We start from the raw sequence: 26,925 nt of genomic DNA, 5'->3' as shown, positions 1-26,925 counted from the left end.
CCGGCCACCGCGCCGGGACTAACCTTACGACCGTGCTCAGCCCTCACGGACATCGCCCGGGACAGCGCCCAGGACAGCGCTCAGGACAGCGTCCCGTGCACGCTCTCGTCCTGCCTCCGGGGCCCGCGCTGTCCGAGGCCGTACGGCAGGCCCTGACGGGCGACGGGCCGGCCGTGCTGCCGCTGTCGCCCGACCTGCCGCGGGCCGCGCTGGAGGCGACGCTCGCCGCGCTGCGCCCCACGCACGTCGTCACCGCCGACGGCGTGCGGCGCGAGCCGGACGGCGAGCCGTCCGACGCCGCGCTGATCATCGCGACCTCCGGCTCCACCGGCACGCCTAAGGGGGTGGAGCTGACGGCCGAGGCGCTGCTCGCCTCGGCCCGCGCCTCGCTGGCCAGGCTCGGCGCACGCGAAGGCGACCGCTGGCTGTGCTGCCTGCCGCCGTCGCACATCTCGGGCGCGCAGGTGCTGATCCGGTCGCTGCTGTGCGGCACCGAGCCGATCATCCACGCGCGCTTCTCCCCCGCCGGCGTCGCCGCGAGCGGGGCCGACCACGTCTCGCTGGTCCCCACCCAGCTGCGGCGCATGCTCGACGCGGGGGCCGACGTCGCGGCCTTCGGCACGATCCTGCTCGGCGGGGCCGCCGCTCCCGCGGGCCTGCTCGCCGAGGCCCGCGCGGCCGGGGCCAGGATCGTCACCACGTACGGCTCCAGCGAGACGAGCGGCGGGTGCGTGTACGACGGCGTGCCGCTCGACGGCGTCGAGGTCAAGATCGGCGGCGACGGGCGGGTGCGGATCGCGGGTCCCGTGCTGTTCTCGGGCTACCGGCTGCGCGAGGAGCGGCCGTTCGAAGGCGGCTGGTTCGTCACCTCCGACCTGGGCTCGATCGAGGACGGGCGGCTCACCGTGCTGGGCCGGGCCGACGACGTGATCAACACCGGGGGCCGCAAGGTCGTGGCCGGCGCGGTCGCCGAGGTCCTGGCCGGTCACCCGGCCGTACGCGACGTCGTTGTGGTGGGCAGGCCCGATCCCGAGTGGGGCGAGATCGTGGTCGCCGTCGTGGTCCCCCGGGATGCCGGCGAGGTCACGCTCGGCGGGCTGAGAGACTTCGCCAAGGAGCGGCTGCCCGCCTACGCCGCGCCCCGCGCCGTCGAGTTGGTGCCCCAGATCCCGCTCCTGCCCAACGGCAAACCCGATATGGTCGCAATCAAGAACCGGAACCGCGGATGACCTTCGTGCGTCTGTAAGAGCAGGGGGAAGGGGACGCCGCATGCAACCGATCCGCCTCACGCCGGCCCAGAAGATGATGGCCTCCGCCGTGCTCGTCGCCGTCGTCATCGTGGGCGGAGCGTCGGTCACGGCCGCCGCGTTCGCCGGCCGCCTTGACGACGCCGCGAAGGCGGGCGACGCCCCGGCCGCCAAGCTCGGGCCGGGTGGTCGCGGGGGAACGGTCGAGGTCTCCCCCGACGATCCCGCCCAGGGTGACGTCACCAGGGCACAGGCCACTCCCGAGGTCGACCCCGACGTGGTGCTGAAGGAGCTCACCGACGACCCGGACGGGGTCGCCGACTACTGGACCCAGGAGCGCATCCGGGGCGCGAACCCCATGCCGATGCCCCAGGTCAGCGTCAGCATCATCCCCGACTGACCGGCCCGCTCAGGCGGGTGTGCCAGTCTCCCCCGCCCGGCGAGGGAACAAACCAGGCGCGAGAGCGTTATTGATACTGGTGCGCTGCGCGGCCGGACGCCGCGGCCCCGATTCGCAAGCATCAGAACCTCGATCATCCACGAACTCCGCAAGGAGGAGGTGTCCTCATGCCCCGGACCGCCGTGGCGGACTCGCCCGAGCGCGAGGTGACCCCGACGACGCTCGACCTGCTCCTGGAGCGAGGCCGTACGCAGGGCCGCCTTTCCCTGTCGGAGCTGCGCGAGGCCTTCGCGAAGGCCGGCGTCAGCCCCGCCGAGGGCCGCTCGATCCTGCGCGAGCTCACCGAGGCGGGCGTGAACCTGGCCTCCGACAACGCCGCGGAGAGCGAGCCGGGCGAGAAGACCGAGGTCGCCCCCGCCAAGGCGCCGGCCAGGAAGTCCCGCCGGGCCGCCCAGGCCGCGGCGCAGGCCAAGAGCTCCGCGAAGAAGACGGCCAAGACCGCCGACGAGGAGCCGTACGACGAGGAGCTCCAGGCCGACGAGGCCGAGGTGGAGGACAGCGGCACGCTCGACCTCGACGACACCTCCTCGGTCATGGGCGACTCGGTCCACACCTACCTGAAGTCCATCGGCCGCCGCACGCTGCTCACCGCCGCCCAGGAGGTGGAGCTGGCCAAGCGCATCGAGGCCGGGCTGTACGCCGAGTACAAGCTGGAGACCGCGATCGAGAGCGGCGAGCCCCTGCCCCCGCACGTACGCGAGGACCTGGAGTGGGTCATCGAGGACGGCAGGCGGGCCAAGGACCACATGCTGGAGGCCAACCTCCGCCTGGTCGTCTCGGTGGCCAAGAAGTACACCGACCGCGGCATGGCCCTGCTCGACGTCGTGCAGGAGGGCAACCTCGGCCTGATCCGCGCCGTCGAGAAGTTCGACTACACCAAGGGCTACAAGTTCTCGACGTACGCCATGTGGTGGATCCGGCAGGCCATCCAGCGCGGCTTCGCCGACTCCGCGCGGACGATCCGGCTGCCCGTCCACGTGCTGGAGATGCTGTCGAAGCTGTCGCGCGTCGAGCGTGACATGCACCAGCGGCTCGGCCGGGAGCCCACGCCGGAGGAGCTGGCCGTCGAGCTGGACAAGACCCCGGACCAGATCGAGGAGCTGCTGCGCACCAGCCGGCAGCCGATCAGCCTCGACTCGACCATCGGCGAGGACGGCGAGACCCGCATCGGCGACCTCATCGAGGACGTCGACTCCCCCGAGGCGTCCGAGGTCGTCGACCGGCAGCTGCTGGCCGAGCAGCTCAAGGGCGTGCTCAGCAACCTGTCGCCGCGCGAGGCCAAGATAATGAGCCTGCGCTTCGGCCTGGCCGACGGCAAGCCGCACACGCTGGACGAGATCGGCAAGCACCTGGGCCTGACCCGGGAGCGGATCCGCCAGCTGGAGAAGGAGTCGCTGTCCAAGCTGCGGCACCCGAGCAACACCCGCCCGCTGCTCGACTGGGCGAGCTGATCCCATCACAAGTACGGCCCGCATCCCTTCCGGGGTGCGGGCCGTACGGCTGTCCGGGCTCAGCGACCGGCGGCGGCCAGGCCCTTGCGCACGTCGCGCGGGGTCAGGCGGGCGGGGTCGCCCGTCTTGGAGGCGCGGGGCAGCCGCGGGATGCCGCTGAGGCGGTGCGCCTCACGCAGCGTGCGCAGGCGGTTCACCTCGTCGGTCCACAGCGCGCCCTCGGGAGTGGCCTTCGCCTTGCGCCGGGCGATCCTGCTGTCGTAGGCCTTCACGCCGAAGGTGGCCCGCTGGCCCGCCTCCGCGGCGCGCAGCGCCTCGGTCAGCGCGGCGTCGAGACCCAGAGCCGCCTCACGGAGCTCGGGGAGCGGCACGCCCGCCGCCTTCGCCTCCTGGAACCGCCGCTGCGCCACCCGGACCTTCTCCAGCACCTGGTCGAAGTCCTTCCGGATCTCCAGATCCGCGTGGTAGCGGACCTCCGCCTCCCGGCTCACCCGCGGACGGAAAAACGCCATCGTCAGCCCCTTCGGTATCGGACTCGCGCAATCGGATGTGCGCAATCGAACTCGCGTCGCAATCGGTAGCGTACGCGCTCCCCGCCGGGACCCGCACCGCAGGGTGTGCCGCCCTTTACGAAGTAAGGACGCATGTGGCAGCATGATCGCCGTGCCTGCCAAGCGACCACCCGTCCCCCTGTCCCGCGAGCGGATCATCGACGCCGCGCTGCACATCGCCGACGGCCAGGGCCTGCGCCGGCTTACCATGCGCCGGCTCGGCGACGCCCTCCAGGTGGAGGCCATGGCGATCTACCACCACCTGCCGCGGGGCAAGGAGGCGCTGATGGACGCCCTCGCCGAGCACGTGACGACCGTGGAGGTCGATCCGGCCACCGCCGCCACCTGGCAGGACAGGGCGCGAGCCTGGGCCCGCGCGAGCCGTGCCGCACTGCTGGAACACCCGGGCGTGCTGTCGCTGGCGCTGACCAAGCCGCCGAAGGGGTCGGCCCTCATCGCGATCACGGAGCAGACCGAGCAGCTGCGCGAGGCGGGGGCGGGCGACCCTGCCGGGGCGGTCCGCGCGCTGCGGGCGTACGTCTTCGGCAGCGTGGCGGTGGAGGTCCAGCAGTCGGGATGGGCCGACCCGGACGCCGAGGTGCGCGACGCGCGCACCGCCGAGGGCGAGCGCGATTTCGAGCACGGCCTCGACGCGCTGATCGCCGGCCTCGGCGGCTGAGACCTGTCGCTTTCGGACTGTCCGCATCAGCCGCGCGAGATGTCCGGAATTTGTGATACCTCGGTTATCCGGCCGTCGGCGTGTCGAGGCCGGACCGTTGCCTGCATTGGGGCATTCTTGTGTAGTAGGTCACATCAGTGCGCGCGAGCCTGCTCGGGGGGTGGCCGGGTCCCCTGCCCGACCGGCGGAAATGCTCCGAACGGGCTATGTCGTACGGATGCGGCCGAGCCGCAAACTGGTGTAGTCCAGTGTGGTGTGCGTCATACCCCACGGACGCCAGGAAGACAAAACCGAGCGAACGATAAAGACACGGAGCCCCGGCGATGTGCCCTCATGAACCGGCCTGTCCCAGCGCGGACGCGAAGGACCGAGAAGCCGCCCGCACGATAGCCTGTCACCCCGAGCAAGGCTGGAGCCTGCTCTGCAACGGCGTCGTGCTGTTCGAGGACACCGGCGAGCTGCTGCCCGACGGCGGCGTCATCGCCCCGCACCGCCCCACCGACATGGCCATCAGCGCGGCCTGAAGGTCGCGTTCCCGGACGCCGAGGTGATCGGCGTTCCACCCGCACCGTGATCGGCGTGGGAGACCGGGGAGACGCGGCCGACGCGGAGTGGGAGCGGCCGATGCCCTCGCTCCCACCCGCGAGGACGCGCGGGCGACCGGTGGAGTAGTCATTCGTACCCACCACATGGTCACCCCGTGATCGTCACGGGGGCGCCGCACCGGCCCGGCGCCGCCCGATCCCGCGCCATTGCTCACGCTCGAACGGCACCGGCGCCTGTAGCGCGGCGCCCGGACCAGATCCAGACGAGCTGCAGGACGCTCAGGCCGAACATCAGGACGCCCAGCGGGATGTGCACGATCTTCACGTGTGCGATGCCCAGCGCCACCTGCGCGAGCGTGAGCACCAGGAACCCGGCGGCGTACAGGGCGGGCCTGGGCGAGCCGCCGCCGCCCCGCCGCCACGTCACGATCGCGACGATCAGATGCAGCACCGTCACGCCGAACAGCGTGTACGCCCCGGCGCTGTGCGGTGCCCCATGGCCGCGCGCGGACAGCAGCAGTCCCGCGGTGATCGCCTGGACGAAGACGACCACGGTCTGCACGGTGGTCGCGGCACGCAGGAGCATGAGGTTGCCTGGCTTCGTCGTCGCGTGCGTGGGCATGGCGTGTTTCCCTTCTCGATCTCACCGGGTGTGAGGCCCAGGACTCGGTGTCCCGACAGTCAGACGACGTGGCCGCCGGGAATGTGAGGTGACGCATCGGCCTCACGTAGCGCCGGTCTCACATTCGGGCGCGCTGTCTCGTCGGTCTGGTGAGGGAAGACACGACCGAAGAAGCCGGGGCGCCATGACCACCACATCCGAGCCGGGCCTGAGCGCGATCATGAGCGAGCGGCGTCGGCTCATCAATCTCGCCTACCGGCTCCTCGGTTCCCTGGCCGACGCCGAAGACGTCGTGCAGGAGACGTACGCCCGCTGGTATGCCATGTCGCGGCAGGAGCAGGAGGCCATCGCGTCGCCCGGCGCGTGGCTGACGAGGGTGGCCGGCCGCGTCTGCCTCGACCTGCTCGGCTCGGCGCGTGCGCGGCGGGAGAGCTACGTGGGCGAGTGGGTCCCGGAGCCGCTGCCGGATCGGACGGAGTGGATCGGCGGGCGGGGCGGCGGCACGGCCGACCCGGCCGACCCGGCCGACCGGATCACGCTCGACGAGTCGGTCGGCATGCCTGGAGCGTACGGTCAACGGTCAGCCCGGCCTGGTGGCCCGGCTCGACGGCGTCACAGTGACGGTGGCGGCGTTCGACGCGCCGGGCGACCGGATCACGCGGATCTGGGCGGTACGCAACCCGGAGAAGCTCTGGCCCTGGACGGGTGTCTCCCCTGCGGGGGCGGAGACCACCCTCACCTGAGCGGAGCGGCGGAGCGGCGCGAGAGCAGCCACCGGGCCACGACCTCGCCCACGCGGGCGGGATCCTTCTTGAACTCGTGCCCCTCCCCCGGCAGGACCACGAGTGCGACGGGTGACTTCCCGGCGGACCGTGCCCCCGGCAGCGGCATCTGCCGATGGGGTACGGAATCGTGGTCCGCGACCGGGTCGCGGTCAGCGATCACCGATTCGTGGGTGCCTCGTCCAGGGGAATGGTGGCGAGCAGCGCGCGGGTCTCGGCGACGACGCGGTCGGCGAAAGCGGGGTCACGGACCTGCGCGGAGCCCACCATCGGCTTGCCGTTCTCGTCGTAGTAGACCCCTGTCCGATCCGACCCGTCGGTCAGCACCCCGGTGATCATCCGAGCGGCGCGCTTCGGTGTGCTCCAGTATTTGATGAGGGGCGCGAGCGGCGCGGCGACATACCTCGCCAGCAACCGGACCACGGCGCTGGCGTCGCGGCCGAGGCCGGTGCCCGGATTGAAGCCCGGTTCGACCGCGTTGAAGCGCAGCCGCGGCGTCTCACGTGCGAACGCGAGCACGGTGGCGAGATTGCACTGCTTGGAGGTGGCGTAGGCGTCGAAGCCGGTCTTGGACGAGCCCCCGGGCCGCCATTGGCCGCGCACACTGGCTTGCGCCGAGATGTAGCGCCCGCCGCGGAAGCCGGCGGCGACCGCGGGCTTGCGCTGTGGATCCTCGACGCCCGAGCAGACGAACACGACGTTCGCGCCGTCGGGAAGGTGCGGAATGAGCGCCTCCGTCAGCGCGAACGGTCCGAGGTGGTTGGTCGTGAAGGCGAGGTCCCACCCCTGTGCGGTCCGGTCGGCGCGGGCCGGCATGATGCCCGCGTTGTTGAGCAGGCCGGCGATCGGAAGACCGAGCGCGACGACCCGTGCGGCCGCGCGCCGCACGCTCGGGATATCGGAGAAGTCGCAGACCACCGAGACCGCGTGCCCCTCGGGCCGCGCGTTGATCTCGGCTTCGACCTCCGCGAGCTTGCCCGGGTCACGGCCCACCAGCACGACGGAGCCGTGCTCGGCGAGCTCGATCGCGGTGCGCCTGCCGATTCCGGACGTCGGCCCGGTGATGATCCACGCCCTTGCGGGCGATGTGCTGCGGCTGAAGTCGGGCACGTCGGCTCCCTCACTGTGGAGATCATGGAGATGGAGATCAGGCACTGGGCGCGGATCAGGCGGTGGGCGCGGTGGAGGAGCCGGCCAGCACCCGCCAGATGGCCTCGAACGCGACACTGCCGCGTGCCTCGGCCTCGGCAGGCTCGCGGATCATCTCGTCGATCGTCGCCTCGGCGATCGCGTTCACCAGGGTCAGGACGAAACCGAGCGGCACGTCCTGCATCGGCCCGTTGGCCCGGCTCCGTTCCAGCAGGCCGGCGATGCCGCTGAAGGCCAGGCTCGCCGCCCGATGGGTGTCGGCGGTGATGTCGTCCGCCACTTGAAGCTGCGCGAGCGCCCGCCGCTTGTCCGGGTTGGCCGTCGCCCAGCGCCACCACTGCGTCCACATGTGGCGGACCTGCTCACGGGGTGCGTCCCCGGCCCGGAGATCGGCGGTCGCCGCGGCGCTCATCTCCGTCTTCAGCGCGAGGAAGAGCTCGTTGAGCAGCTTCGCCTTCGTGTCGAAGTAGGTGAACAACGATCCGTTGGAGACGCCTGCCTCCTTCGCGATCGTCGCGGTGGCCGCCCCGAGCCCCTGGGACGCGATGACGCGGGTGGCCGCCCGCAGGATCGCGTTACGCCGGTCCTCACTGCGTGGTCTAGGCATGATCCGACAATATAAGAGAGTGTCTAGTCAGTCAAAAATTGGCCATGATCGGCCATGAGGCGGGCGAGACCATGCTCACCTGAGCGGAGCGGCGGAGCGGCGCGAGAGCAGCCACCGGGCCACGACCTCGCCCACGCGGGCGGGATCCTTCTTGAACTCGTGTCCCTCCCCCGGAAGGACCACGAGACATTCGGCGTCCTTCTCGTCCGGCACGCCGAACGGATCCCGGTCACCGTTGACCACGAGCACCGGGGTCCCCGCCTGCCGCAGCTCGTCCGCCCGTGAGCGTTCCGGCTTGCCCGGAGGGTGGAGCGGGAACGCGAGCGCCACCACCGCCTCCGCCCCTGCGGCTCTCGCCGTGCGGCAGGCGACCCGCGCGCCGTTGCTCCGCCCGCCCTGCACGAGCGGCAGGCCAGGGTGACGCTCGCGGAGCGCGGCGACGATCGACAGCCACGCCTCGTCCTGCTTGACCGCCGACCCCGGCGCCCGCGCGCCGCGCAGCCGGAACGGCTGGGTCACCCGTGCGACGCTTCCTCCGATCGCCAGCACCGCGTCCCGTACGGCGAGCAGGTCGGGGGCCTCCACGCCTCCCCCGGACCCGTGGGTCAGGACCAGCAGCAGCCGGGGATCGGCGGCCTCGTCCACCTCGGCCAGCGCGCGGCCGTGCGGGGTCTCGATCTCCATGCGGTGAAGGTAACGGGTCCGGCAGGAGCAGGAGGAGGCGACCCTCCGATCGGAGGATGGCAGTCATCCGATAAAGAGGCAAGAATGTCATGGTGCCGGACATCGCATCGCACCAACCGCCGCCCGGAACCGGGCACCCCGTCCCTCCGCCGCAGGCGGCCCCCTCGAACCGCGAGGACCTGCGCGCCGTCATGGCGGCCCGCCGCGACCTCGGGCCGGACTACGAGGACGCCCTGGTCGACTCGTTCCTCGACAAGCTCGACGTGGAGATCGCCGCGCGGGTGCGCAACGAGGTGGCGGCCCAGCTCGCCCACCAGCCGCCTCGCGGCCAGTCCAAGCACAGGGACGGCGCCGTGGGCATGGCCATCGGCTCGCTGGCCCTGGGCATCCCGCTGACCGCCATCGCGGCGCAGACCTCCGGCGCGACGGGCCTGCTCCTGGCCTGGGGCGGGATCATCGCGGTCAACCTCGCTCACGCCCTCGGCCGCCGCCACCAGCGCTGACACGCGGCAGGACGACCAGCGGACGACCACGGGGGGTCACAGGGGGATCACGGGGGTCACCCGGCCGCGCCGGCCTCCATCGCGGGGCGCACGTCGCGGCCCAGGCGCAGCAGCACCTGCTCGGCGAGCGCGGGATCGGGATGGTCGAGGCCGTAGCGCCAGACGGTCTCGGCGTCGGCGTCACGGCCCCGCAGCGGCAGCGTGCGGGCCAGCAGTTCGATCGCGAGCGCGCCGGTGCCGGCGTCGGCCCCCTCCTGGCGGCTGTCCTCCACGGCCCCGGCGAACTGCGCGCACGCCATCTCCAGGTGCGCCATGCCGAGCAGCACCCGCAGGCGCGCGGGATCGGCCACCGCGCTGATCGACAGCGCCTCCAGCAGGACGTCGGCGGCCCGCTCGGGCTCGCCGTCCTCCAGCAGCCGCTCGGCCATCCGCTCGGCCACGACCGACAGGCCCTCGCCCGCCTCGCCGCGCTCCGGCGCGTTCTCGTCCGCGGCGAGTTCCGCGAAGATCGCGGCCGCGCCGTCGAGGTCGCCGCTTTCGGCGAGTCGGCGCGCGTGGTCGAGCCGGTCGGACCGCCGCCCGGAATCGATGGCCGTCATACAGGGGGCCTCGCATGGTCGCAGGGGATAGAAACGATCACCGCGATCTTAACGAGACCGGCCGCCGGGCGGGGCCGACATGCTCAACTGATCAGTCCTCGTACGCCTCAAGGGGCGGGCAGGAGCAGACCAGGTTGCGGTCGCCGTACGCCTGGTCGATGCGGCGCACCGGCGACCAGTACTTGTCGTCCCGCAGGCCGGGCACCGGGTAGGCGGCCACCGCCCGCGAGTAGGGGTGGGCCCACTCGTCGGCGGTGAGGCACTCGGCCGTGTGCGGGGCGTTGCGCAGCGGGTTGTCGGTCTTGTCGAACTCGCCCGACGCCACCTTCGCGATCTCGCCCCGGATGGCGATCATCGCGTCGGCGAAGCGGTCGAGCTCGGCCAGGTCCTCGCTCTCGGTCGGCTCGATCATGAGCGTCCCGGCGACGGGGAACGACATCGTGGGCGCGTGGAAGCCGTAGTCGATCAGCCGCTTGGCCACGTCGTCCACGGTGACGCCGGTCTCCTTGGTGATCTGGCGCAGGTCGACGATGCACTCGTGGGCGACCAGGCCGTCCCTGCCGGTGTAGAGCACCGGGTAGTGCGGCGCGAGCCGCCGGGCCAGGTAGTTGGCCGACAGGATCGCCTGCTCGGTGGCCTGGCGCAGCCCGTCGCCGCCCATCATCCTGACGTACGCCCAGGAGATCGGCAGGATGCCCGCCGAGCCGTACGGCGCGGCCGACACGTGGGCCGGGAGGTGCTCGGCGAGGTGGGCCTTGACCGCCACCGGGCCGACGCCGGGACCACCGCCGCCGTGCGGGATGCAGAAGGTCTTGTGCAGGTTGAGGTGGGAGACGTCCGCGCCGAACTCGCCCAGCTTGGCCAGGCCCACCAGCGCGTTGAGGTTGGCCCCGTCGACGTAGACCTGCCCGCCGGCCTCGTGGACCCGCTCGCAGATCTCGACGATCGTCTCCTCGTACACCCCGTGGGTGGACGGGTAGGTCACCATGATCGCGGCGAGCGCGTCACGGTGCTTGTCGATCTTGGCGGCGAGGTCGGCCAGGTCGACGTTGCCGTTCGCGTCGCAGGCCCCCACGACCCCCCGCATGCCCGCCATGACGGCGCTGGCGGCGTTCGTGCCGTGTGCGGAGGACGGGATGAGGCAGACGTCGCGGCCCTCCTCGCCCCGGGAGCGGTGGTAGGACCTGATCGCCAGCAGCCCGGCGAACTCGCCCTGGGAGCCCGCGTTCGGCTGGATCGACACCCGGTCGTAGCCGGTGACCTCGGCCAGCCAGCCCTCCAGCGTCGCGATCAGCTCGGCGTAGCCCTCGGCCTGGTCCGCGGGCGCGAACGGGTGGATCGAGGCGAACTCCGGCCAGGTGACCGGCTCCATCTCGGTGGTCGCGTTGAGCTTCATCGTGCAGGAGCCCAGCGGGATCATCGAGCGGTCGAGCGCGATGTCCTTGTCCTGCAGCCGCCGCAGGTAGCGCAGCATGGCCGTCTCGGATCGGTGGGTGTGGAACACCGGGTGGGTGAGGAAGCCGGAGGTCCGCTGCAGGCCGGCGGGGAGCGCGTCGGAGGTGGCCCGGTCGAGGTCCTCGACCACGAGCCCGGACGCGCCGAACGCCGCCCAGACCGCCCGCAGGTGGCCCGTGGTGGTCTTCTCGTCGCAGGCGACGCCGACGTGGTCGGCGTCGGCCAGGCGCAGGTTGACGCCCCGCTCGGCGGCGGCGGCCACGACCTCGGCGGCCCGCCCGGGCACGCGGGCGAGCACGGTGTCGAAGAACTCGTCGTGCACGACCTCCACGCCGCTCTCGCGCAGCCCGGCGGCGAGGACGGCCGCGTGGCGGTGCACCCGCTGGGCGATCCGCTTCAGGCCCTCCGGGCCGTGGTAGACGGCGTACATCGAGGCCATGACGGCCAGCAGCACCTGCGCGGTGCAGATGTTGCTGGTGGCCTTCTCGCGCCGGATGTGCTGCTCGCGGGTCTGCAGGGCCAGGCGGTAGGCCGTGCGGCCGTCGGCGTCCAGCGAGACGCCGACCAGGCGGCCCGGCATCTGCCGCTGCAGGCCCTCGCGTACGGCCATGTACGCCGCGTGGGGGCCGCCGTAGCCCAGCGGGACGCCGAAGCGCTGGGAGGAGCCGACGGCGATGTCGGCGCCCTGCTCGCCCGGGGACTCCAGCAGGGTCAGCGCCAGCAGGTCGGCCGCGGCCACCAGCAGCGCCCCCTGGGCGTGCGCCCGCTCGGCGACCGCGCGGAAGGACGCCACCCGGCCGCTCGCGCCGGGATACTGGACGAGGACCCCGAAGCACTCGGGCAGCTCGCCGGCGAGGTCCGACTCGACCAGCGTGATGCCGAGCGGCTCGGCGCGGGTCGCCAGCACGGCCTTGGTCTGCGGCAGCGCGTCGGCGTCCACCACGAACACGTCGGTCTTCACCTTGCTCGCCCGGCGGGCCAGCGTCATCGCCTCGGCCGCGGCCGTCGCCTCGTCGAGCAGGGACGCGCCGGCGACGGCGAGGCCGGTGAGGTCGGAGATCACGGTCTGGAAGTTCAGCAGCGCCTCCAGGCGGCCCTGCGAGATCTCCGGCTGGTAGGGCGTGTACGCGGTGTACCAGCCGGGGTTCTCCAGCACGTTGCGCAGGACGACGCCCGGCGTGATCGTGTCGTAGTAGCCGAGGCCGATCATCGGGGTCAGCACCCGGTTGCGCCCGGCGAGGGCGCGCAGCTCGGCCAGGGCCTCGGCCTCCCCCACCGCCTCGGGCAGGTTCAGCGGGCCGCGCGTGCGGATGGCCTCCGGCACGGCCACGGCGACCAGGTCGGCCACCGACTCGTAGCCGACGACCTCCAGCATCCGGTCGCGGTCGGCCTCGGAGGGGCCGATGTGGCGGGGGGGGAAGGGCGGAGCGGAAAGATCGCGAAGCGTGGACCGATCGGTCATGACAGGGGCCTCCTGGCGGGTCGAGACCTGCGGCGACCGTCCCGCGCCCGGTGTGGCGCGGCGGTCGTGTAGCGGTCTCCCCCTCTGTCATCGGACCTGAGAGCTTCACCGGGCCGTCGGGCCCGGCTTTCCCCTTCGGTGAGGCGCCGCCTGGCCGGCGGGCCTGCTTTTCAGAGTCGCCTCGTCCGTGCGGTACGGATGCCTGAGAGATTCCGGGGAGGTTTGCTCCTTCGGCGCCCCTTCGAAGATCAGGGGTCTCTCCCGCACGAGGTCGTCGGCCGTTCCACTCTACCGGCTACCCCGGATCGGCCCGACTCGCACCCTGCTCGAGATCGGCGCCGAGACCGGCCTGGCGGGCGCGGACGATGGCCTCGGCCCGGTCGGCGACCGCCAGCTTGGCGAAGATGGCGGTGATGTGGTTGCTGACGGTCTTGCCGCTGATGGCCAGATGCCGGGCGATCGCCGCGTTGGACCGGCCGGCCGCGATGATGTCGAGGACCTCCCGTTCGCGGGCGGTGAGCTCGGGAAAGGGCTCCGGGGCCGGCGCGCGAGAGGCCCCGGCGGCGAAGAAGTCGATGATCCGGCGGGCCACGCTCGGGCCGAAGACGGCATGTCCGGCCGCGACAGAGCGGACCGCCCGGACGATCTCCTCCTGCTTCGCGCCCTTGACCAGGTATCCGAAGGCTCCGGCGCGCATCGCGGCGAACACCGACTCGTCGTCCTCGAACATCGTGAGCACGAGCACCCGGGTGGCGGGCACCGCGCGCACGATGGCCCTGGTGGCCTCCACCCCGTTGACGCCCGGCATGTGCAGGTCCATGACCACGACGTCGGGGCGCGTGAGCCGCACCTCACGACGGGCGGCGTCGCCGTCGCCGGCCTCGCCCACCACCTCGATGTCCGGCAGCGACGTCACGAGGGCACGCAGGCCTTCCCGCATCAGCGGGTGATCGTCGACGACGACGATCCTGATCGGTTCCCCGGCGCTCATGTCTGCTCCAGTGGAAGGCGGGCGTGGACGCGGCCGCCGCAGTCGGTGGGGCCGGCGGTGAGCGTACCGCCCAGTTCGCCGGCCCGCTCGTGCATGGAGCGCAGACCGACGCCGTGCGGCCACGCTCCGGCGCCCCCGGAGCCGTTGTCGCTCACCTCCACATGCAGGGCGGCGTGGTCGGCGCGCAGGGAGACCCGGCACGCCGTCGCCCCGCCGTGGCGCAGCGCGTTGGTGACCGCCTCGGTGGCGATGCGATAGGCGGCCACCTCCACCCCGGCGGGCAGCGGCGGCAGGCCGTCCGGGGCGTCGATCGTGACCACGTACCCGGCGTGCTCGTGCCGCCACGAGTCCTGGGCGCGCTGGCGGAGCGCGCCCAGCAGTCCGAGCTCGTCGAGGGCGGGCGGCCGCAGGTTGTAGACGAGCCGGCGGATATCGGCGATCGCGGCGGTCAGGTCGGCGCGCAGGTCGAGCAGGAGCCGTGCGCTCCGCTCGGGATCGGTGTGACGCAGGTTGTGGGCCGCGTCGGCCTTGAGGGTCACCGCGGTGAGCACGGTGCCGAGGCCGTCGTGCAGATCGCGGCGCAGCCGCCGGCGTTCCTCCTCCCGCGCGGCCACGATGCGCGTGCGGGACTCGCCCAGTTGCTCGGACAGGCGCACCGCCTGCAGGGCCAGGCCGACCGGGGCGGCCAGCAGTTCCAGGGCGCGCCGGTCGGCGCCGGACAGCCGGCTCTCCCCCGCCCTCAGCCCGACGAGCAGGTCCGCGGGCGGCCCGTCGGCCACCTCCAGCGACACCGTGTGCCGCCGCCGCGGTGACCGGCCGTACGTCGCGACCAGCCGCCCGTCGGAGGCGACCGCGGCGTACGGCAGCCGCAGCGCCTCGCACACGGCTCGCAACACCCCGTCCAGGCCGGCGCCGAGCCGCAGGCCGACCCGGGCGGCGGCCGCCACAGGATCGCGGCGCTGGCCGTACATGACCCGGTCCACCAAGGACTGCACGGCCGAACGGGCGGGCGCGAAGGCGAGAGCGACAACCGCGGTCGCGATCAGCGGGGCGGCCGACAGCCGGTCCCGCGCCAGCGCGGACAGCCCCGCGACGATGCCCAGGTAGGCCAGCACGACGCCGAGCGTGAGCACCCCGTACACCAGCGAGCGGTTGACGATCAGCTCGATGTCGTACAACCCGTGGCGCAGGATCGCCACCGTGGCCGCGGCCGGGATCAGCGGCAGGGTCAGCAGGAACAACACCGGCCCGTCGGTCGTCACGATCCGCTGCGCGTTGAGCGCGGCGAACAGCCCCACGGCCCACAGCAGCCACATCAGCTGCTGCCGCGGCACCCCGCGGGACCGGCGGACGCGCAGGACGAGCGCGCCGAGGGAGGCCAGCAGCACCAGCGCGGCGACGGCGGCGAACACCGGAATCAGCCGCTGGGCGACCTCGCCCACGATGACGGGCAGCATCGGCTCCCCCGCGGCCGGCCCGGCCCCCGCCGGCCCGGCCGCCACGGACAGGGTCGGGATGGGCGTGAACGGCAGGACGGCGAGGGTCGCGACGGCCAGCGGCCGCCAGCGCCGCGACAGCGGCCTGCCGTCGGGGAACAACTGCACGATCAGCGGAAGGCAGACGACCGGCGCCGGGATCCACGCGGTGATGCCGAACAGCTCGACCGCCCGCGCCCACGCCTCCGGCAGCCCGACCGCGTCGGTGAGCAGCCCGAGGCAGGCCACGCTCAGCGTGTAGCAGGCGCCGTACGCCACGAACAGCAGCCCGATGCGGTGCCCGGGACGGTGGGCGAGCACCAGCGCGCCGAACGTGGTGAAGGTCAGCGCCTGCGCGCTGTTGGTCAGCAGGTAGGAGTCGTCGGCCGCGTCGGCGAAGGTGAGCCCGCCGAGGAACCACGACACCCACGCCGCCACCACCACGACGGCCGTGAGGGTGAGCACCGCGACCGGGCCGGCCCGTCTGACTGCCATGCGCTCATCATCCGATCCCGGCGCTCCCATCGGCCATAGGAGCGTGCTCCCGGATCACGGGGTGCACGGGACTGGAATCGGGACCACGCCCCCACGACGAAGGGAGCCGTCCGCGCCCATCCTCGGACTCGATCGGACAACTCCCGGACTCTCGGAGGATCATCATGCAGCCGGACACCGACGCCCGCGCCGCCGCCACCCCGCGGAAACCGCCGCGGGACGTGCGCGGCTTCTGGCGGGTGCTGCTCGCCGTCGTCGCCCCGCTCCCCATGCTCGGCATGGGCCTCAACTATCTGTTCAGCTCCGTGGACGGCGGCGAGTCGTTCGAGGCCACGGTCGCGGCGTACGCGGCCCACGAGCAGGCCGCGGGCGTGCTCCGATGGTTCGCCCTGCCGTTCCTGGTCGGGCTGATCCCGGCCACCTTCGCCGTGGCGTGGGTGGCCCGTCGCGGCGCTCCCAGGCTCACCACGGCGGGTGCCCTCCTCGCGTTGCTCGGCGACCTGGCCGGCTTCCCCCTGATCCGTGGCGGCGACGACCTCGCGTACCTGACGGTGACGAGGCACTTCGACGTGGCGACCATGGCGAGGATTCAGAACGCGCTCGAGGACGACCCCGTACAGCTGGTGGCGAGCCTGCTGTTCATCGTGGGCATCGTCGTCGGCCTGCTGCTGCTCGGCCTGGCGCTGTGGCGCAGCGGCGCGGCGCCGGCCTGGATGGGGGTCCTGCTCGCGGCCGGCGGGTTCACCCATCCGTTCATGCCCGGCCACACCGCGTCGGGCATCGGCCTGCTGGTCACGGCCGTGGGCTTCGCCGGCGCGTCCGTCGCCCTGCTGCGCATGCGTGACGACGAGTTCGACCTGCCCCCGGTCAGGCCCGGCACGCGCGCCCGACCGTCGAACCTGTGATCGCCGGGCATCCGCTCAGCCGGTCCTGCGGGCCTTTCTCCGGCGGGCCAGCTCGTCCGCGGGATGGTCCCCCTCCGCATCCGGAGCGGCCTCCGCCCGCTCGCCCGGAAGCTCGGCCAGCGATCCCTCGACCTCCCGCCAGACCCTCCCGAGCGCGATGCCGAACACGCCCTGGCCGCCCTGCAACAGGTCGATCACCTCGTCGGCGCTCGTGCACTCGTAGACGCTCACGCCGTCGCTCATCAAGGTGATCTGGGCCAGGTCGTTGACGCCGCGGTCGCGCAGGTGCCGTACGGCGGCGCGTATCTGCTGGAGGGAGACGCCCGTGTCCAGAAGACGTTTGACGACCTTCAGGACGAGGATGTCGCGGAAGCTGTACAGTCGCTGGGACCCGGATCCCTGGGCGGCCCTTATCGTCGGGAGCACCAGTTCGGTCCGGGCCCAGTAGTCGAGCTGCCGGTAGGTGATCCCGGCCGCCGCGCACGCCGTGGGGCCGCGGTATCCGATGCCCTGGGGCAGCGCCGTCGGCTGCTCGTCGAACAGCAGACCCTGTTCGCCGGCGCGCTCGCGCGCCGCCTGCCGAACCGGGTCGTGCTGGCCGGCCGACTTACCCTCGCCGCTGCTGACCGCCACTGCGGACCTCCGGCTTTCTCTCATCCCACGGTCTGATCTGGGGGTTCGTGAATTACAACCGTGGTTTCCCTTGCACCGTAGGACCGGGGCCATCGTCAGTCAACGACCCCGTCCGGCGCGTCGTGAAGCGTAATCTCCCGAAATCGTCCGGCACGTCAGCCCGCCCGGCCGAAGTCTTCCGGTGTGATTTTGTCCAGGAACTCGCGGAACTTCTCCACTTCGTCCTCCTGGTCGTCGGGCATGCTGACGCCCGCCTCCTGGATCACGTCCTCACTCGCGTAGATCGTCGCACCCGTACGCAACGCCAGCGCGATCGAGTCCGATGGACGCGCGCTGACCTCCACGCCGTTGGAGAAAACCAGATCGGCGAAGAAGATTCCATCGCGGAGCGCGACGATGTTGACGGTGCGCAACCGCACCCCCAAGGCCTCAAGAACGTCACGGAACAAGTCGTGGGTCAGCGGCCGGGGCGGCGGCTCCTCCGCTTGGGCCAACGCGATAGCGGTCGCCTCGGTCATGCCTATCCAGATCGGCAGATACCGATCACCGCTCGTCTCCTTCAGGAGAACGATCGGCTGGTTGGTGGGCATCTCAACGCGAACCCCCACGACCTCCATCTGCAACACGGGCGGCTCCGTCTCAAGCGTCGCGGCATATCACCAGGCATTCAACGTAACACCCACGGAGGTGCGGATGTGCCGGTCACCGCCCCAGAACGCCGCGAACACTCCCACGCAGTAACGCATTGTGAAGTTCCTGGAGAAGTCCGGAGATCTCCCGGGCGGTCTCGTCCGCCTCGGCGATCGCCCCCGGCGCCTTGCGCCGCAGCAGCGGGGCCACCGCCTGCTCGATGAGACCGGCCTCCCGCTCCACCACGGCGCGCACCGCCCTCAGGTGACGCGCCTGCAGGCCGAACCGCGCCAGCGCCCCCACGCTGCGCGCGATCTCCAGCGCCTCCCCGTCGTAGCGGCGCGCCACGGCGGCGACCAGGCCGTAGCTCTCCATCTCGGCCAGGGTCTCCTCGTCGATGCCCGCGGCCTCGATGAGCTCCTCCCGGCTGAGACGCACCGGCGGGGTGCCGGCGGACACGTCGTGCGGGCGTGCCGCCTGCTCGTCCAGCTGATCCTTGATCACCCGGAGCGGCAGGTACTGGTCACGCTGCGCACGCAGGATGAACCGCAGGCGCTCGACGTCCTTGTAGGTGAACTTGCGGTAGCCCGACGGGCTCCGCTGGGGCTCGATCAGCCCCTCACCCTCCAGAAACCGGATCTTGGAGACGGTCACGTCCGGGAACTCGCCCTGCAGCAGGGCGAGCACCTCCCCGATGCTCATGAACGCCCGTACGGCCTGCGCGCTCATGACTCCTCCTCCTCACCGATCACAGCCCTCCGGGACCACGTGTGAGGAACACCAGCCGGAACTTGCCGATCTGCACCTCGTCGCCGCCCTGCAAGGGGCACTCCTCGATGCGCTCCCGGTTGACGTAGGTGCCGTTGAGGCTGCCCACGTCACGCACGGTGAACTGGCCGCCGCGCCGGTAGAACTCCACGTGTCTCCTGGACACCGTCACATCGTCCAGGAAAATGTCGCTTTCCGGGTGGCGACCCGCCGTAGTGAGGTCGCTGTCGAGCAGAAATCGGCTCCCCGTGTTCGGGCCCCGCATGACCACCAGAAGAGCGGTGCCCGGCGGCAGCTGCTCGACCGAGGCCCTGTCCGGCAGAAGCGTCTGGCCCGTCTCCGCCTCAAGCGCCTCGAGAGAGATCGTCGAGGTCGTGTCGGCTGCGACGGGCGCCGGAGCGCTCAGCGGCGAACCGCATCGTGAACAGAAACGGGCATCCTCGGGGTTGGCATGACCGCACTGCGTGCAGTAGACGCTGGGCATCGAACGGCTCGGCCTCTCTCACGACTTGCTCTAGGACTGGCTCAAACTGCGAATGCCGCAACTTACGCTGATCAGGCACAAAGGTCAAGACCGCGGCTGGGCGTGGACTGACCAACGCTACAGCCAGCGGACGTTCAATGTCATCTAGCTCCGGCCGCTTGTTCGACGACATGAGCCCAGCGCTCCAGGAGGGCCTGAGCGGTGTCCATGTCGTGGCCCTCGGCCCACAGGTGGGTGACGGCCTCGGCGGGGTCGGGCAGGACGAGTGCCCAGCTCCCGTCGTCCTCCACGACCCGGACGCCGTCGGTGGTGTCCAGGCGGTGGCCCTCCGCGGCCTCGACGACCGAGCGCATCACGGCCCCCTTGTGCGCCCAGGGCGTGGGAACGGTCCGTTTGAGCAGCTTGGCCTCGGGGATGCGGGCGTCGATCTGGCTGAGCGACAGCCGGGTGCGCGCGACCAGGCCGAGCAGGCGCAGGAACACCGCCAGGCCGTCCACGGTGGGCGCGAACTCCGGGACGATGAAGCCGCCCTTCCCGTCGCCCGCGAAGATCATGTCGGGGTGCCGGGCCGCCCGGGTCAGGGTGTCGAGGCTCGTGGCCGTCCAGTCGACCTGCACGCCGTGGAAACGGCACACCATCTCCGCCACCCGGGTCGTGGTGACCGGCAGGGCCACCCTGCCGCCCCGGCGCTCGGCCGCCACCAGGTCGAGCACCACGAGCAGCGCCCGCTCCTCGCTGATCAGCTGGCCCATCTCATCGACGAGCGAGACCCGCTCGCCCACCGGGTCGAACCGTACGCCGAAGGCGGCCCGCGCCGACGCCACCAGGTCGGCCAGGCGCTGCAGGTCGCGGCGGCGCTCGGCGATCGTCTCGGTGGGCGACGCGTCGTCGAGGCGGTTGTTCACGGTCAGCACGTCGACCCCGGCCCGGCCCAGCAGGCTCGGCAGCACCAGCGAGGAGGTGCCGCCCGCGCAGTCGACCACGACCTTCATCTCGGCGTCCTTCACCCCGGACATGTCGATGCAGGCCAGCAGCTCCCTGGCGTACGTGTCGACGGCGCGGGCGGGGAAGGTCAGCTCGGCGATCTCACCGGGGAAGGCGCGCCGGTATTCCTGCCGGGAGAAGACCCGCTCCAGCTTGCGCTGGGCCGCCTGGGACAGGTCGGCTCCCGTCTCGTCCATGAACACGATGTCGACGCTCTGGGGGTCGCCCGCCGTGGTGCGCACGGCGATGCCGCCCCGGACGTTCTCCCGCGAGGTGTTGAACCTGGCGACGGGCAGGGCGGCGGCCTCCAGGTCGACCACGTTGATCGCGCTGGAGTTCAGCGCGCTGATCACCGCCCGCTTGAGCGCCCGCGCCGCGCGCGAGGCGTCGCGGGAGGTGACGACCGTGTCGCCCTTGCGCAGCGTCGTGGCGTACGCGCTGGCCAGCCGTACGCACAGCTCCGGGGTGATCTCGACGTTGACCAGCCCGGAGACGCCCCGGGGGCCGAACAGGCTGCGCTGGCCGCGCGACTCCCAGATGACGCTGGTGTTGACGCCCGAGCCCGCCTCGATCGTCTTGAACGGGTAGATCTTCACCCCGGAGGAGACGTACGCCTCGGACTCGATGACGCACTCGTCGCCTACGACGGCGTTCTCCTCGATCCTGGCGCCGGTCATCACGTCGGTGTTCTTGCCGATCACGCAGCCGCGCAGGTGGGCGGCAGGGCCGACGTACACGTTGTCGCTGACCACGGCGCGGTGCAGGAAGGCGCCCTCCTTGACGACGGCGTTGCTGCCGAGCACGGTGTACTCCCGCAGCTCGGCGCCCGCCTCGACCTTGGCGTAGTCGCCGATGTAGAGGGGGCCCTTCAGCACGGCCTCGGGGTCCACCGAGGCGCCCTCGGCGGCCCACACGCCGGGCGCCAGCTCGAACGCGTCGAAGTCGACCTTGACCTTGCCCTCCAGCACGTCGGCCTGCGCCTTGAGGTAGCTCTCGTGCGTGCCGACGTCCTCCCAGTAGCCGTCGGCCACGTAGCCGAACAGCCGGCAGCCGCGTTCGAGCATCCGGGGGAAGACGTCGGACGACCAGTCGACCGACTGGCCGGGGGCGATCTCGTCAAGGACCGACGGCTCCATGATGTAGATGCCGGTGTTGACGGTGTCGGAGAACACCTGGCCCCAGGTGGGCTTCTCCAGGAAGCGCTGGATGCGGCCGCTGTCGTCCACGATGATGATCCCGAACTCCAGCGGGTTGGGCACGCGCTTGAGCCCGATGGTGACCAGCGCCCGGTTCTCGCGGTGGAAACGGAGCATGTCGGTCAGGTCGATGTCGGTGAGCGCGTCGCCGGAGATGACCAGGAAGCGGTCGTCGCGGAGCTTGTCGGCGGCGTTCTTCACGCTGCCCGCCGTCCCGAGGGGGACCTCCTCGGTGGCGTAGTGGAGGGTCATCCCCAGCTCGTCGCCGTCGCCGAAGTAGTTGCGGATCAGCGCGGCCAGGAACTGCACCGTCACCACGGTCTCGGTGAACCCGTGCCGCTTGAGCAGCCGGAGCACGTGTTCCATGATCGGCCGGTTGATGATGGGGAGCAGGGGCTTGGGCTGGTTCGCGGTCATCGGCCGTAGCCGTGTCCCCTCCCCGCCCGCCATGACGACGGCCTTCACGGGTCACCCCTTCGTTAGCTGGCGCACCTGTACGACATACAACACCCCCGCCCACCAATACAGACCAGTTCCCCAGATGGCGAAGGCCCATCCGAAGATCGCGGCAATCTCGGCGTACCATCCCTCGTGCGAGGCGAGGAACAGCAGCGGGAAGGCGTACATCAGGGCGGCGGTGCCCGCCTTGCCCAGGAAGTGGACGGGCAGCGCGGGGCCGTATCCGTGCCGCCGCAGCACGGGCGGGATCCACAGCATCAGCACGTCGCGCAGCGGCACCGCGAGCGCCAGCCACCAGGGGACGGCACCGCGCAGCACCAGGCCGAGCAGGGTCGCCAGGATGTAGAGCCGGTCGGCCAGCGGGTCGATGAGCCGGCCGAGCCGGCTGATCTGGTTCCAGGCGCGGGCGAGCTTGCCGTCGAGCCAGTCGCTCACGCCGGCGAGCGCCAGCAGCGCGATCGCCCACCCGTCGGCGTGGGGACCCAGCACGAGCCAGAGGAAGACGGGGACGCCGAGCAGCCGCAGGGCGCTCAGCAGGTTGGGCACCGTCCAGATCCGGTCCTCGGCAGCGTTCACGCCCCAGACCCTACATGCCGCTCTCCCGGTCGTTCCGGGCAGGAGCCACGGGGTTGAACCCGGTGTCGACCAAGCCGAACCGGTGCGCCATCACCGCCGCCTGGGTGCGGTTGCGCAGCCCCAGCTTGTCGATGAGCGCGGCGACGTGACTCTTGACCGTCGTGACCCCCACGTGCAGCCGGTCGGCGATCTCGGCGTTGGACAGGCCGACCCCGACCAGGGTGAGCACCTGCGCCTCACGCTCGGTGAGGCCCGGCGGGAGCGGCACCGCCTGCCGCTCGGCCGCCAGGGCCCGTTCGACGACGCGCCGCAGCACCGACGGCGCGAGCGGGGGCTCCCCCGTCGCGGCCCGCCGTACGGACTCGACCATCCGGGCGGGCGGGTCGTCCTTCACAAGGAACCCGAGCGCGCCCGCGCCAAGCGCGGCATAAAGGTTCTCGTCCTCGGAGAACGTCGTGAGCACGACGATCCGGGCGGACGGCTGGGCGGCGAGGATCCTGCGGGTGGCCTCCAGGCCGTCGACGCGCGGCATCCGCAGGTCCATCAGCACCACATCGGGGCGGTGCCGCTCGGCCAGCCGTACGGCTTCCGCCCCGTCGGCGGCCTCCCCGCACACCTCCATGTCGCCGGCCGCCTCCAGCATCATCCGGACGCCCGCCCGCACCAGGGCCTGGTCGTCGGCGACCACGACCCGGATCACGCGAGCCTCCCGGAGACGCGGCACGCCGGCCGGTTCTCGCCCGGCACCGGCAGCGAGGCGGTCAGCCGCCAGCCGCCGCCCTCGGCCGGGCCGGCGGTGACGTGCCCGCCGAAGGCGCGGGCCCGCTCCCGCATGCCCGCGATGCCCTGGCCGTGGGACGGCAGCACGTCCGGGGCGCCGGACGTGCCGGGACCGTTGCGCACCTCGACCGTGAGCGCGTCCGGGCGCATCGCCACGTCGACCTCCGCCCGGGCTCCCGGCCCGGCGTGTTTCAGCACGTTCGTCAGCCCCTCCTGGACGATCCGCGCCGCCGAGGCCAGCACCACCAGCGGGGCCCGCTCCGCCTCGGGCGCGAGACGCAGATCCACCCGCAGGCCGGCCGTCGTCATCCGGGACACGGCGTCGCGCAGCACGTCGCCGGGATCGGCCAGCATGTTCGCGAGCATGAGATCGGACCCGAGCGCCTCGCCGGGGTCGCGCAGCACGGACAGCAGGCCGCGCAGGTCCTCGAGCACGCGGTGGCCGGTGTCCCTGATGTCGGCCAGCGCCTCGGCGGCCGGGCCGTCGGCCCCCGCGTACTGCGCGGCGCTCGCGCGCAGCACCATCGCCCCCACGTGGTGGGCCACGATGTCGTGCACCTCGCGGGCGATCCGCTCCCGCTCGGCGAGCCGGGCGGCCCTGGCCCGCTCCGCGGACAGTTCGGTGGCGTGCCTGGCCTGGGCCTGCCGTACGCCGACGTAGCGGCCGATCGCCACGGGCGCGGTCACCATGGTCATCAGCGCCACCGTACGGAACGGGGTGATGTCGCCCGGGTCGTCCACGATCACGATCGCGGCGACCGAGCAGGTCAGGGCGTACGCCGCGGCGACCCACGGCCAGGTGGCGCGGGTCGCGAACACGCCGAGGGCCACCAGGGCGAGCAGCTGGAGGCTGTTGCCGGTCCTCGGGACGTACTGGTCGGCCACCACGAGCGCGACGCTCTCCAGCAGCAGGACCGCGCCGGGCAGGTGCCGCACGACGCCCAGGGCGAGCCCCGAGAGCATCACCCCGAGCGCGACCGCCCACACGGGCGGCTCGCCGCTGTGCCAGTAGGGCCAGGTGGTCAGCACCGACAGCGCCACCCCGCCGCCCGCGAGCAGCAGGTCGAGCAGCGGCGCGGGGTCCTCCCTGCGGCGCCCCTCCTGGCCGCGCAGGTAGCGGCCGATCAGCACCGGGGCCGCGATCAGCCCGACGGAGTAGAACCAGGTGTTGCTCGTCAGCGCGACGCCGGGATCGGCGAGGTTCACACCGGTCGCGGCGGCGGCGAGCACGGCGGCCGGCGCCGTCCAGCCCCAGCCGCGCGACCGGGCCAGCACGCCCACCGAGATCGGCAGCAGGACCTGGAGGGTGTTGACGGTGAACGCGCCGAGCTGGTCGCAGATCACCAGCAGCACGGACAGATAGACGGCCACAGGGCCGGGCCATCGGCGCAGCAGGCCCATCGGCAGCCCGGCGAGCAGGGCGAAGCCCATCCCCACCCACACCGGGACCGGGGAGCTCCCGTCGCCCGAGAAGCCCCAGGAGCCGGCGCTGACGAGCACGTCGAACGCGGTCCCGGCCACCGCGAGGCCGATGTCGAGGGCCGTGCCGCGTGAGAGCGCGAGGGGCCGGCCGGCGAGGGACCGATCGGTGGGGGGACGGTCGGTGGGGGGACGGTCGGTGGGGGGACGGTCTGTGAGGGGAGAGTCTGTTTGGGGACGGTCTGTGCCAGGAGAGTCCGTGACGGGAGTGTCTGTTGGAGGACGGTCTGTGAGGGGGCGCCGGGCGACGAACCGGCGCGCCGAGTGCCACCGCATGAGGGAACGCTACCGCCCGTCCGGGTGGAAACCCGTCCTTCGGCCGGAGGAGGCCTCTCCTCCTTCTGGCCGCTTCCGCCCGCCGATGGGCCGTACGCGGTGATCCGCCTGGCCGCCAGGTCGGTCCGTACGGCGGGCGAACCAGGCCGTCCGCGGCCATAGCGTCGCGGCATGGCGAACGAAACAGCGGGCTTCTTCGGGCAGTTCCTGCGCTCCCCCGCCGTGACCGGGGCGGTCGCGCCCAGCTCACGGCGGCTGTCGGAGGCGGTGTGCGTGCCGGTTCCGGAGCGCGGCGACCCCGTCGTGGTCGAGCTGGGGCCGGGCACGGGTCCCTTCACCGCCGAGATCCAGCGCCGCATCGGCGGGCGGGGGCGGCATCTTGCGGTCGAGATCAATCCGCGGCTGGCCGGTCATCTCGGCGCCCGCTATCCGGGGGTCGAGCTCGTGGTCGACAGCGCCGCGCGGCTGCCCGAGCTGCTCGCCGGCCGGGGCGTGGCCGCCGCCGACGTGATCGTGAGCGGGCTGCCCTGGGCGGCGTTTCCCCCCGCCCACCAGGCGGACCTGCTGCGGGCCGTGGTCGCCTCGCTCGCGCCGGGGGGCGCGTTCACGACGTTCTCCTACGTGCACGCCCGCCTGCTGCGCGCGGCCCTGCGGTTCCGCCGCAGGCTGGGCGAGGCGTTCGAGGAGGTCGTGGCCGGGCGCACGGTGTGGCGGAACCTGCCGCCCGCCTTCGTCTACCACGCGCGCCGCCCCCGCCGATGATCTCGCGGCCCGCCGAATGACGTTCTAAAGTGACGGGCATGGACTTCACGCTGCCGGAGAGCGCGCAGGCGGTGCGCCGGGGCATCGCGGACATCTGCTCGCGATACGACATGGACTACTGGCAGCGCTGCGAAGCCGAAAAGCGCTGGCCGGAAGAGGTGTGGGCCGAGCTCGCCAAGGGCGGCTGGCTCGGCCTGGCCGTACCCGAGGAGTACGGCGGAGCCGGGCAGGGCCTGCTGGAGCTGGCCGTGGCCACCGAGACGCTGTCGGCCTCCGGCTCCGCGGGCGGTTCCGCGTTCATGTACGTGCTGACGCCGGGGTTCGGGGCGCTGACGCTGGCCAGGCACGGCTCGGCCGAGCAGAAGGCCGCGCTGCTGCCGAAGCTGGCGACGGGCGAGGTCGAGACCTGCTTCGCGCTGACCGAGCCCGACGCCGGGTCCAACTCGCTGGCGATCTCGACCTTCGCCCGCAGGGACGGCGACGACTTCGTCGTCAACGGCCAGAAGATCTGGATCACCGGGGTCCAGCGGGCCTCCTGGATGCTGCTCGTCACCCGGACGATCCCGGCGGCGGAGGCCAGGCCGCGCAGCGACGGGCTGACGGTGTTCCTGGTGAACGTGCCGGAGGCGGTGGCGGCGGGACAGCTGTCCTACCGGCCGATCCCCAAGATGGGCGCGAACACCACGCCGTCCAACATGGTCTTCATCGACGACCTGCGGCTGCCCGCCTCCAGCGTGGTCGGCGAGGTCGACCGGGGGGTGGCCGTGCTGTGGGACGTGCTAAACCCCGAGCGGATCCTCCTGGCGGCCAGCGCCCTCGGCGGGGCCGAGGTGGCGCTGCGGGTGGGCGTCGACTACGCGAAGCAGCGGGAGGTCTTCGGCCGGCCCATCGGGGCCAACCAGGCCGTCGCGTTCCCGCTCGCCCAGGTCAAGGCCAAGATCGAGCTGGCCAGGCTGATGCTGTACAAGGCGGCATGGTCGTTCGACAACCACCTGCCCTGCGGCACGGAGGCCAACATCGCCAAGCTGACGGCCTCGCAGGCCGCGTGGGAGGCCGCCGACGCGGCGTTCCAGACCCACGGGGGCATGGCGTACTCGCTGGAGTATCCCGTCGCCCGGCTGCTGGCCGACGCCAGGATCGGCCGGATCGCGCCGGTGACCGAGGAGCTGCTGCTCAACTATCTGGCCACCCAGGTGCTCGGCCTGCCCAGGAGCTTCTGACCGCATCTGATCGGCC

Annotated in this window: 29 protein-coding genes, 1 pseudogene and 1 riboswitch; of the genes and pseudogenes, 11 read left to right on the top strand and 19 right to left on the bottom strand. The window is 72.2% G+C overall.

What is annotated here, in order from left to right; translation table 11 throughout:
• The first annotated feature begins 95 nt into the window (after positions 1-95).
• From FLV34_RS21650 to FLV34_RS21640, 3 genes are all read left to right on the top strand, one after another.
• Positions 96-1,229 carry an AMP-binding protein gene (locus FLV34_RS21650; protein ID WP_147943907.1) on the top strand — a complete coding sequence of 378 codons (1,134 nt, stop codon included), beginning with the start codon at positions 96-98 and terminating at the stop codon, positions 1,227-1,229.
• 40 nt (positions 1,230-1,269) lie between these two features.
• A complete protein-coding gene (locus tag FLV34_RS21645) occupies positions 1,270-1,647 on the top strand; it encodes a hypothetical protein (RefSeq protein ID WP_142646985.1) in 378 nt (125 codons plus the stop codon).
• Positions 1,648-1,814: 167 nt separating this feature from the next.
• Positions 1,815-3,158 carry an RNA polymerase sigma factor gene (locus FLV34_RS21640; RefSeq protein ID WP_147943906.1) on the top strand — a complete coding sequence of 448 codons (1,344 nt, stop codon included), beginning with the start codon at positions 1,815-1,817 and terminating at the stop codon, positions 3,156-3,158.
• 59 nt (positions 3,159-3,217) lie between these two features.
• Here the strand turns inward: FLV34_RS21640 and FLV34_RS21635 are convergent, their stop codons facing one another.
• Positions 3,218-3,670, bottom strand: a complete 453-nt coding sequence (locus FLV34_RS21635; RefSeq protein WP_205830064.1) for a hypothetical protein — start codon at positions 3,668-3,670, stop codon at positions 3,218-3,220.
• 142 nt (positions 3,671-3,812) lie between these two features.
• On the opposite strand from FLV34_RS21635, the gene FLV34_RS21630 reads away from it, so the two are divergent.
• Together FLV34_RS21630 and FLV34_RS21625 are read left to right on the top strand one after the other, a co-directional pair.
• Positions 3,813-4,388, top strand: coding sequence for a TetR/AcrR family transcriptional regulator C-terminal domain-containing protein (locus tag FLV34_RS21630; RefSeq protein WP_142646983.1), 576 nt, complete (start codon positions 3,813-3,815; stop codon positions 4,386-4,388).
• 323 nt (positions 4,389-4,711) lie between these two features.
• Positions 4,712-4,912 carry a DUF5999 family protein gene (locus FLV34_RS21625; RefSeq protein ID WP_079313908.1) on the top strand — a complete coding sequence of 67 codons (201 nt, stop codon included), beginning with the start codon at positions 4,712-4,714 and terminating at the stop codon, positions 4,910-4,912.
• A gap of 232 nt (positions 4,913-5,144) precedes the next feature.
• On the opposite strand, the gene FLV34_RS21620 is transcribed toward FLV34_RS21625, so the two are convergent.
• Entirely contained in the window at positions 5,145-5,555 is a 411-nt protein-coding gene (locus FLV34_RS21620; protein WP_147943905.1) for a hypothetical protein, read from the bottom strand.
• A gap of 184 nt (positions 5,556-5,739) precedes the next feature.
• Here FLV34_RS21620 and FLV34_RS42595 point away from each other — a divergent pair.
• A pseudogene (locus FLV34_RS42595) lies at positions 5,740-5,913 on the top strand (sigma factor); the annotation flags it as partial.
• A gap of 74 nt (positions 5,914-5,987) precedes the next feature.
• Here the strand turns inward: FLV34_RS42595 and FLV34_RS42590 are convergent.
• Complete coding sequence (locus FLV34_RS42590; protein ID WP_260617194.1) at positions 5,988-6,113, bottom strand: hypothetical protein; 126 nt, start codon at positions 6,111-6,113, stop codon at positions 5,988-5,990.
• 35 nt (positions 6,114-6,148) lie between these two features.
• On the opposite strand from FLV34_RS42590, the gene FLV34_RS42585 reads away from it, so the two are divergent.
• On the top strand, positions 6,149-6,298 hold the full coding sequence (locus tag FLV34_RS42585; RefSeq protein WP_240971305.1) for a hypothetical protein: 150 nt from the start codon (positions 6,149-6,151) through the stop codon (positions 6,296-6,298).
• Here the strand turns inward: FLV34_RS42585 and FLV34_RS21610 are convergent.
• The 4 genes from FLV34_RS21610 to FLV34_RS21595 all read right to left on the bottom strand — a co-directional run bounded on the left by FLV34_RS21610 (position 6,291) and on the right by FLV34_RS21595 (position 8,777).
• Positions 6,291-6,500 (bottom strand): hypothetical protein, encoded by a 210-nt coding sequence (locus FLV34_RS21610; protein WP_142646981.1) that lies wholly within the window; start codon positions 6,498-6,500, stop codon positions 6,291-6,293. The genes FLV34_RS42585 and FLV34_RS21610 overlap by 8 nt on opposite strands.
• Complete coding sequence (locus tag FLV34_RS21605; RefSeq protein ID WP_147943904.1) at positions 6,497-7,447, bottom strand: SDR family NAD(P)-dependent oxidoreductase; 951 nt, start codon at positions 7,445-7,447, stop codon at positions 6,497-6,499. The genes FLV34_RS21610 and FLV34_RS21605 overlap by 4 nt, the downstream gene beginning before the upstream one ends.
• A 55-nt stretch (positions 7,448-7,502) precedes the next feature.
• Entirely contained in the window at positions 7,503-8,093 is a 591-nt protein-coding gene (locus FLV34_RS21600; protein WP_142646979.1) for a TetR/AcrR family transcriptional regulator, read from the bottom strand.
• Between the two features lie 75 nt (positions 8,094-8,168).
• Entirely contained in the window at positions 8,169-8,777 is a 609-nt protein-coding gene (locus FLV34_RS21595) for an alpha/beta family hydrolase (RefSeq protein WP_142646978.1), read from the bottom strand.
• 89 nt (positions 8,778-8,866) lie between these two features.
• Between FLV34_RS21595 and FLV34_RS21590 the strand changes: the two genes are divergently transcribed.
• Positions 8,867-9,280 (top strand): hypothetical protein, encoded by a 414-nt coding sequence (locus FLV34_RS21590; RefSeq protein ID WP_147943903.1) that lies wholly within the window; start codon positions 8,867-8,869, stop codon positions 9,278-9,280.
• A gap of 56 nt (positions 9,281-9,336) precedes the next feature.
• Here the strand turns inward: FLV34_RS21590 and FLV34_RS21585 are convergent, their stop codons facing one another.
• The 4 genes from FLV34_RS21585 to FLV34_RS21570 form a co-directional block, all read right to left on the bottom strand.
• Positions 9,337-9,879 carry a hypothetical protein gene (locus FLV34_RS21585; protein WP_147943902.1) on the bottom strand — a complete coding sequence of 181 codons (543 nt, stop codon included), beginning with the start codon at positions 9,877-9,879 and terminating at the stop codon, positions 9,337-9,339.
• 91 nt (positions 9,880-9,970) lie between these two features.
• Positions 9,971-12,796, bottom strand: a complete 2,826-nt coding sequence (gcvP, locus tag FLV34_RS21580) for an aminomethyl-transferring glycine dehydrogenase (RefSeq protein ID WP_147943901.1) — start codon at positions 12,794-12,796, stop codon at positions 9,971-9,973.
• Between the two features lie 180 nt (positions 12,797-12,976).
• A riboswitch (glycine riboswitch) is annotated at positions 12,977-13,070 on the bottom strand.
• A gap of 21 nt (positions 13,071-13,091) precedes the next feature.
• Positions 13,092-13,787, bottom strand: coding sequence for a response regulator transcription factor (locus FLV34_RS21575; protein WP_147943900.1), 696 nt, complete (start codon positions 13,785-13,787; stop codon positions 13,092-13,094).
• Positions 13,784-15,757 (bottom strand): sensor histidine kinase, encoded by a 1,974-nt coding sequence (locus FLV34_RS21570; protein WP_187280690.1) that lies wholly within the window; start codon positions 15,755-15,757, stop codon positions 13,784-13,786. Before FLV34_RS21570 ends, FLV34_RS21575 begins: the two co-directional genes overlap by 4 nt.
• 164 nt (positions 15,758-15,921) lie before the next feature.
• Here FLV34_RS21570 and FLV34_RS21565 point away from each other — a divergent pair, with 164 nt between their 5' ends.
• Entirely contained in the window at positions 15,922-16,662 is a 741-nt protein-coding gene (locus FLV34_RS21565) for a hypothetical protein (RefSeq protein ID WP_142646972.1), read from the top strand.
• 15 nt (positions 16,663-16,677) lie between these two features.
• On the opposite strand, the gene FLV34_RS21560 is transcribed toward FLV34_RS21565, so the two are convergent.
• The 8 genes from FLV34_RS21560 to FLV34_RS21525 form a co-directional block, all read right to left on the bottom strand.
• Positions 16,678-17,295 (bottom strand): MerR family transcriptional regulator, encoded by a 618-nt coding sequence (locus FLV34_RS21560; RefSeq protein ID WP_260617188.1) that lies wholly within the window; start codon positions 17,293-17,295, stop codon positions 16,678-16,680.
• A 155-nt stretch (positions 17,296-17,450) separates the two neighbouring features.
• On the bottom strand, positions 17,451-17,921 hold the full coding sequence (locus FLV34_RS21555; protein ID WP_139577972.1) for a bifunctional nuclease family protein: 471 nt from the start codon (positions 17,919-17,921) through the stop codon (positions 17,451-17,453).
• Between the two features lie 76 nt (positions 17,922-17,997).
• The gene (locus tag FLV34_RS21550) at positions 17,998-18,654 is read right to left on the bottom strand and encodes a MerR family transcriptional regulator (RefSeq protein ID WP_142646970.1); all 657 of its coding nucleotides are present in this window, start codon (positions 18,652-18,654) and stop codon (positions 17,998-18,000) included.
• Between the two features lie 19 nt (positions 18,655-18,673).
• Positions 18,674-19,177 carry an FHA domain-containing protein gene (locus FLV34_RS21545; protein WP_147943898.1) on the bottom strand — a complete coding sequence of 168 codons (504 nt, stop codon included), beginning with the start codon at positions 19,175-19,177 and terminating at the stop codon, positions 18,674-18,676.
• A gap of 140 nt (positions 19,178-19,317) precedes the next feature.
• Complete coding sequence (locus tag FLV34_RS21540) at positions 19,318-21,822, bottom strand: mannose-1-phosphate guanyltransferase (protein WP_147943897.1); 2,505 nt, start codon at positions 21,820-21,822, stop codon at positions 19,318-19,320.
• Positions 21,823-21,825: 3 nt separating this feature from the next.
• Positions 21,826-22,392 carry a CDP-alcohol phosphatidyltransferase family protein gene (locus FLV34_RS21535; protein ID WP_142620378.1) on the bottom strand — a complete coding sequence of 189 codons (567 nt, stop codon included), beginning with the start codon at positions 22,390-22,392 and terminating at the stop codon, positions 21,826-21,828.
• Between the two features lie 10 nt (positions 22,393-22,402).
• Positions 22,403-23,092, bottom strand: coding sequence for a response regulator transcription factor (locus tag FLV34_RS21530; RefSeq protein WP_142620377.1), 690 nt, complete (start codon positions 23,090-23,092; stop codon positions 22,403-22,405).
• Positions 23,089-24,693, bottom strand: coding sequence for a sensor histidine kinase (locus FLV34_RS21525; protein ID WP_260617187.1), 1,605 nt, complete (start codon positions 24,691-24,693; stop codon positions 23,089-23,091). Before FLV34_RS21525 ends, FLV34_RS21530 begins: the two co-directional genes overlap by 4 nt.
• A gap of 405 nt (positions 24,694-25,098) precedes the next feature.
• Between FLV34_RS21525 and FLV34_RS21520 the strand changes: the two genes are divergently transcribed.
• Both FLV34_RS21520 and FLV34_RS21515 read left to right on the top strand, forming a co-directional pair.
• On the top strand, positions 25,099-25,689 hold the full coding sequence (locus tag FLV34_RS21520) for a class I SAM-dependent methyltransferase (RefSeq protein ID WP_147943896.1): 591 nt from the start codon (positions 25,099-25,101) through the stop codon (positions 25,687-25,689).
• Positions 25,690-25,727: 38 nt separating this feature from the next.
• Positions 25,728-26,909, top strand: coding sequence for an acyl-CoA dehydrogenase family protein (locus FLV34_RS21515; protein WP_142646967.1), 1,182 nt, complete (start codon positions 25,728-25,730; stop codon positions 26,907-26,909).
• Positions 26,910-26,925: the final 16 nt, after the last annotated feature.

Origin of the sequence: Microbispora sp. CSR-4, assembly GCF_008033685.1 — a bacterium.
GTDB lineage: Bacteria > Actinomycetota > Actinomycetes > Streptosporangiales > Streptosporangiaceae > Microbispora.
This window is presented reverse-complemented; position numbering and strand designations above follow the sequence as displayed.

Excerpts from the sequence above, each read along its gene's own strand:
- FLV34_RS21645 (WP_142646985.1), top strand. The coding sequence starts at position 1,270 with ATGCAACCGATCCGCCTCACGCCGGCCCAGAAGATGATGGCCTCCGCC.
- FLV34_RS21640 (WP_147943906.1), top strand. The coding sequence starts at position 1,815 with ATGCCCCGGACCGCCGTGGCGGACTCGCCCGAGCGCGAGGTGACCCCG.
- FLV34_RS21635 (WP_205830064.1), bottom strand. The coding sequence starts at position 3,670 with ATGGCGTTTTTCCGTCCGCGGGTGAGCCGGGAGGCGGAGGTCCGCTAC.
- FLV34_RS21630 (WP_142646983.1), top strand. The coding sequence starts at position 3,813 with ATGATCGCCGTGCCTGCCAAGCGACCACCCGTCCCCCTGTCCCGCGAG.
- FLV34_RS21625 (WP_079313908.1), top strand. The coding sequence starts at position 4,712 with ATGTGCCCTCATGAACCGGCCTGTCCCAGCGCGGACGCGAAGGACCGA.
- FLV34_RS21620 (WP_147943905.1), bottom strand. The coding sequence starts at position 5,555 with ATGCCCACGCACGCGACGACGAAGCCAGGCAACCTCATGCTCCTGCGT.
- FLV34_RS42590 (WP_260617194.1), bottom strand. The coding sequence starts at position 6,113 with ATGCCGACCGACTCGTCGAGCGTGATCCGGTCGGCCGGGTCGGCCGGG.
- FLV34_RS21600 (WP_142646979.1), bottom strand. The coding sequence starts at position 8,093 with ATGCCTAGACCACGCAGTGAGGACCGGCGTAACGCGATCCTGCGGGCG.
- FLV34_RS21595 (WP_142646978.1), bottom strand. The coding sequence starts at position 8,777 with ATGGAGATCGAGACCCCGCACGGCCGCGCGCTGGCCGAGGTGGACGAG.
- FLV34_RS21590 (WP_147943903.1), top strand. The coding sequence starts at position 8,867 with ATGGTGCCGGACATCGCATCGCACCAACCGCCGCCCGGAACCGGGCAC.
- FLV34_RS21585 (WP_147943902.1), bottom strand. The coding sequence starts at position 9,879 with ATGACGGCCATCGATTCCGGGCGGCGGTCCGACCGGCTCGACCACGCG.
- gcvP (WP_147943901.1), bottom strand. The coding sequence starts at position 12,796 with ATGACCGATCGGTCCACGCTTCGCGATCTTTCCGCTCCGCCCTTCCCC.
- FLV34_RS21575 (WP_147943900.1), bottom strand. The coding sequence starts at position 13,787 with ATGAGCGCCGGGGAACCGATCAGGATCGTCGTCGTCGACGATCACCCG.
- FLV34_RS21570 (WP_187280690.1), bottom strand. The coding sequence starts at position 15,757 with ATGGCAGTCAGACGGGCCGGCCCGGTCGCGGTGCTCACCCTCACGGCC.
- FLV34_RS21565 (WP_142646972.1), top strand. The coding sequence starts at position 15,922 with ATGCAGCCGGACACCGACGCCCGCGCCGCCGCCACCCCGCGGAAACCG.
- FLV34_RS21550 (WP_142646970.1), bottom strand. The coding sequence starts at position 18,654 with ATGAGCGCGCAGGCCGTACGGGCGTTCATGAGCATCGGGGAGGTGCTC.
- FLV34_RS21545 (WP_147943898.1), bottom strand. The coding sequence starts at position 19,177 with ATGCCCAGCGTCTACTGCACGCAGTGCGGTCATGCCAACCCCGAGGAT.
- FLV34_RS21520 (WP_147943896.1), top strand. The coding sequence starts at position 25,099 with ATGGCGAACGAAACAGCGGGCTTCTTCGGGCAGTTCCTGCGCTCCCCC.
- FLV34_RS21515 (WP_142646967.1), top strand. The coding sequence starts at position 25,728 with ATGGACTTCACGCTGCCGGAGAGCGCGCAGGCGGTGCGCCGGGGCATC.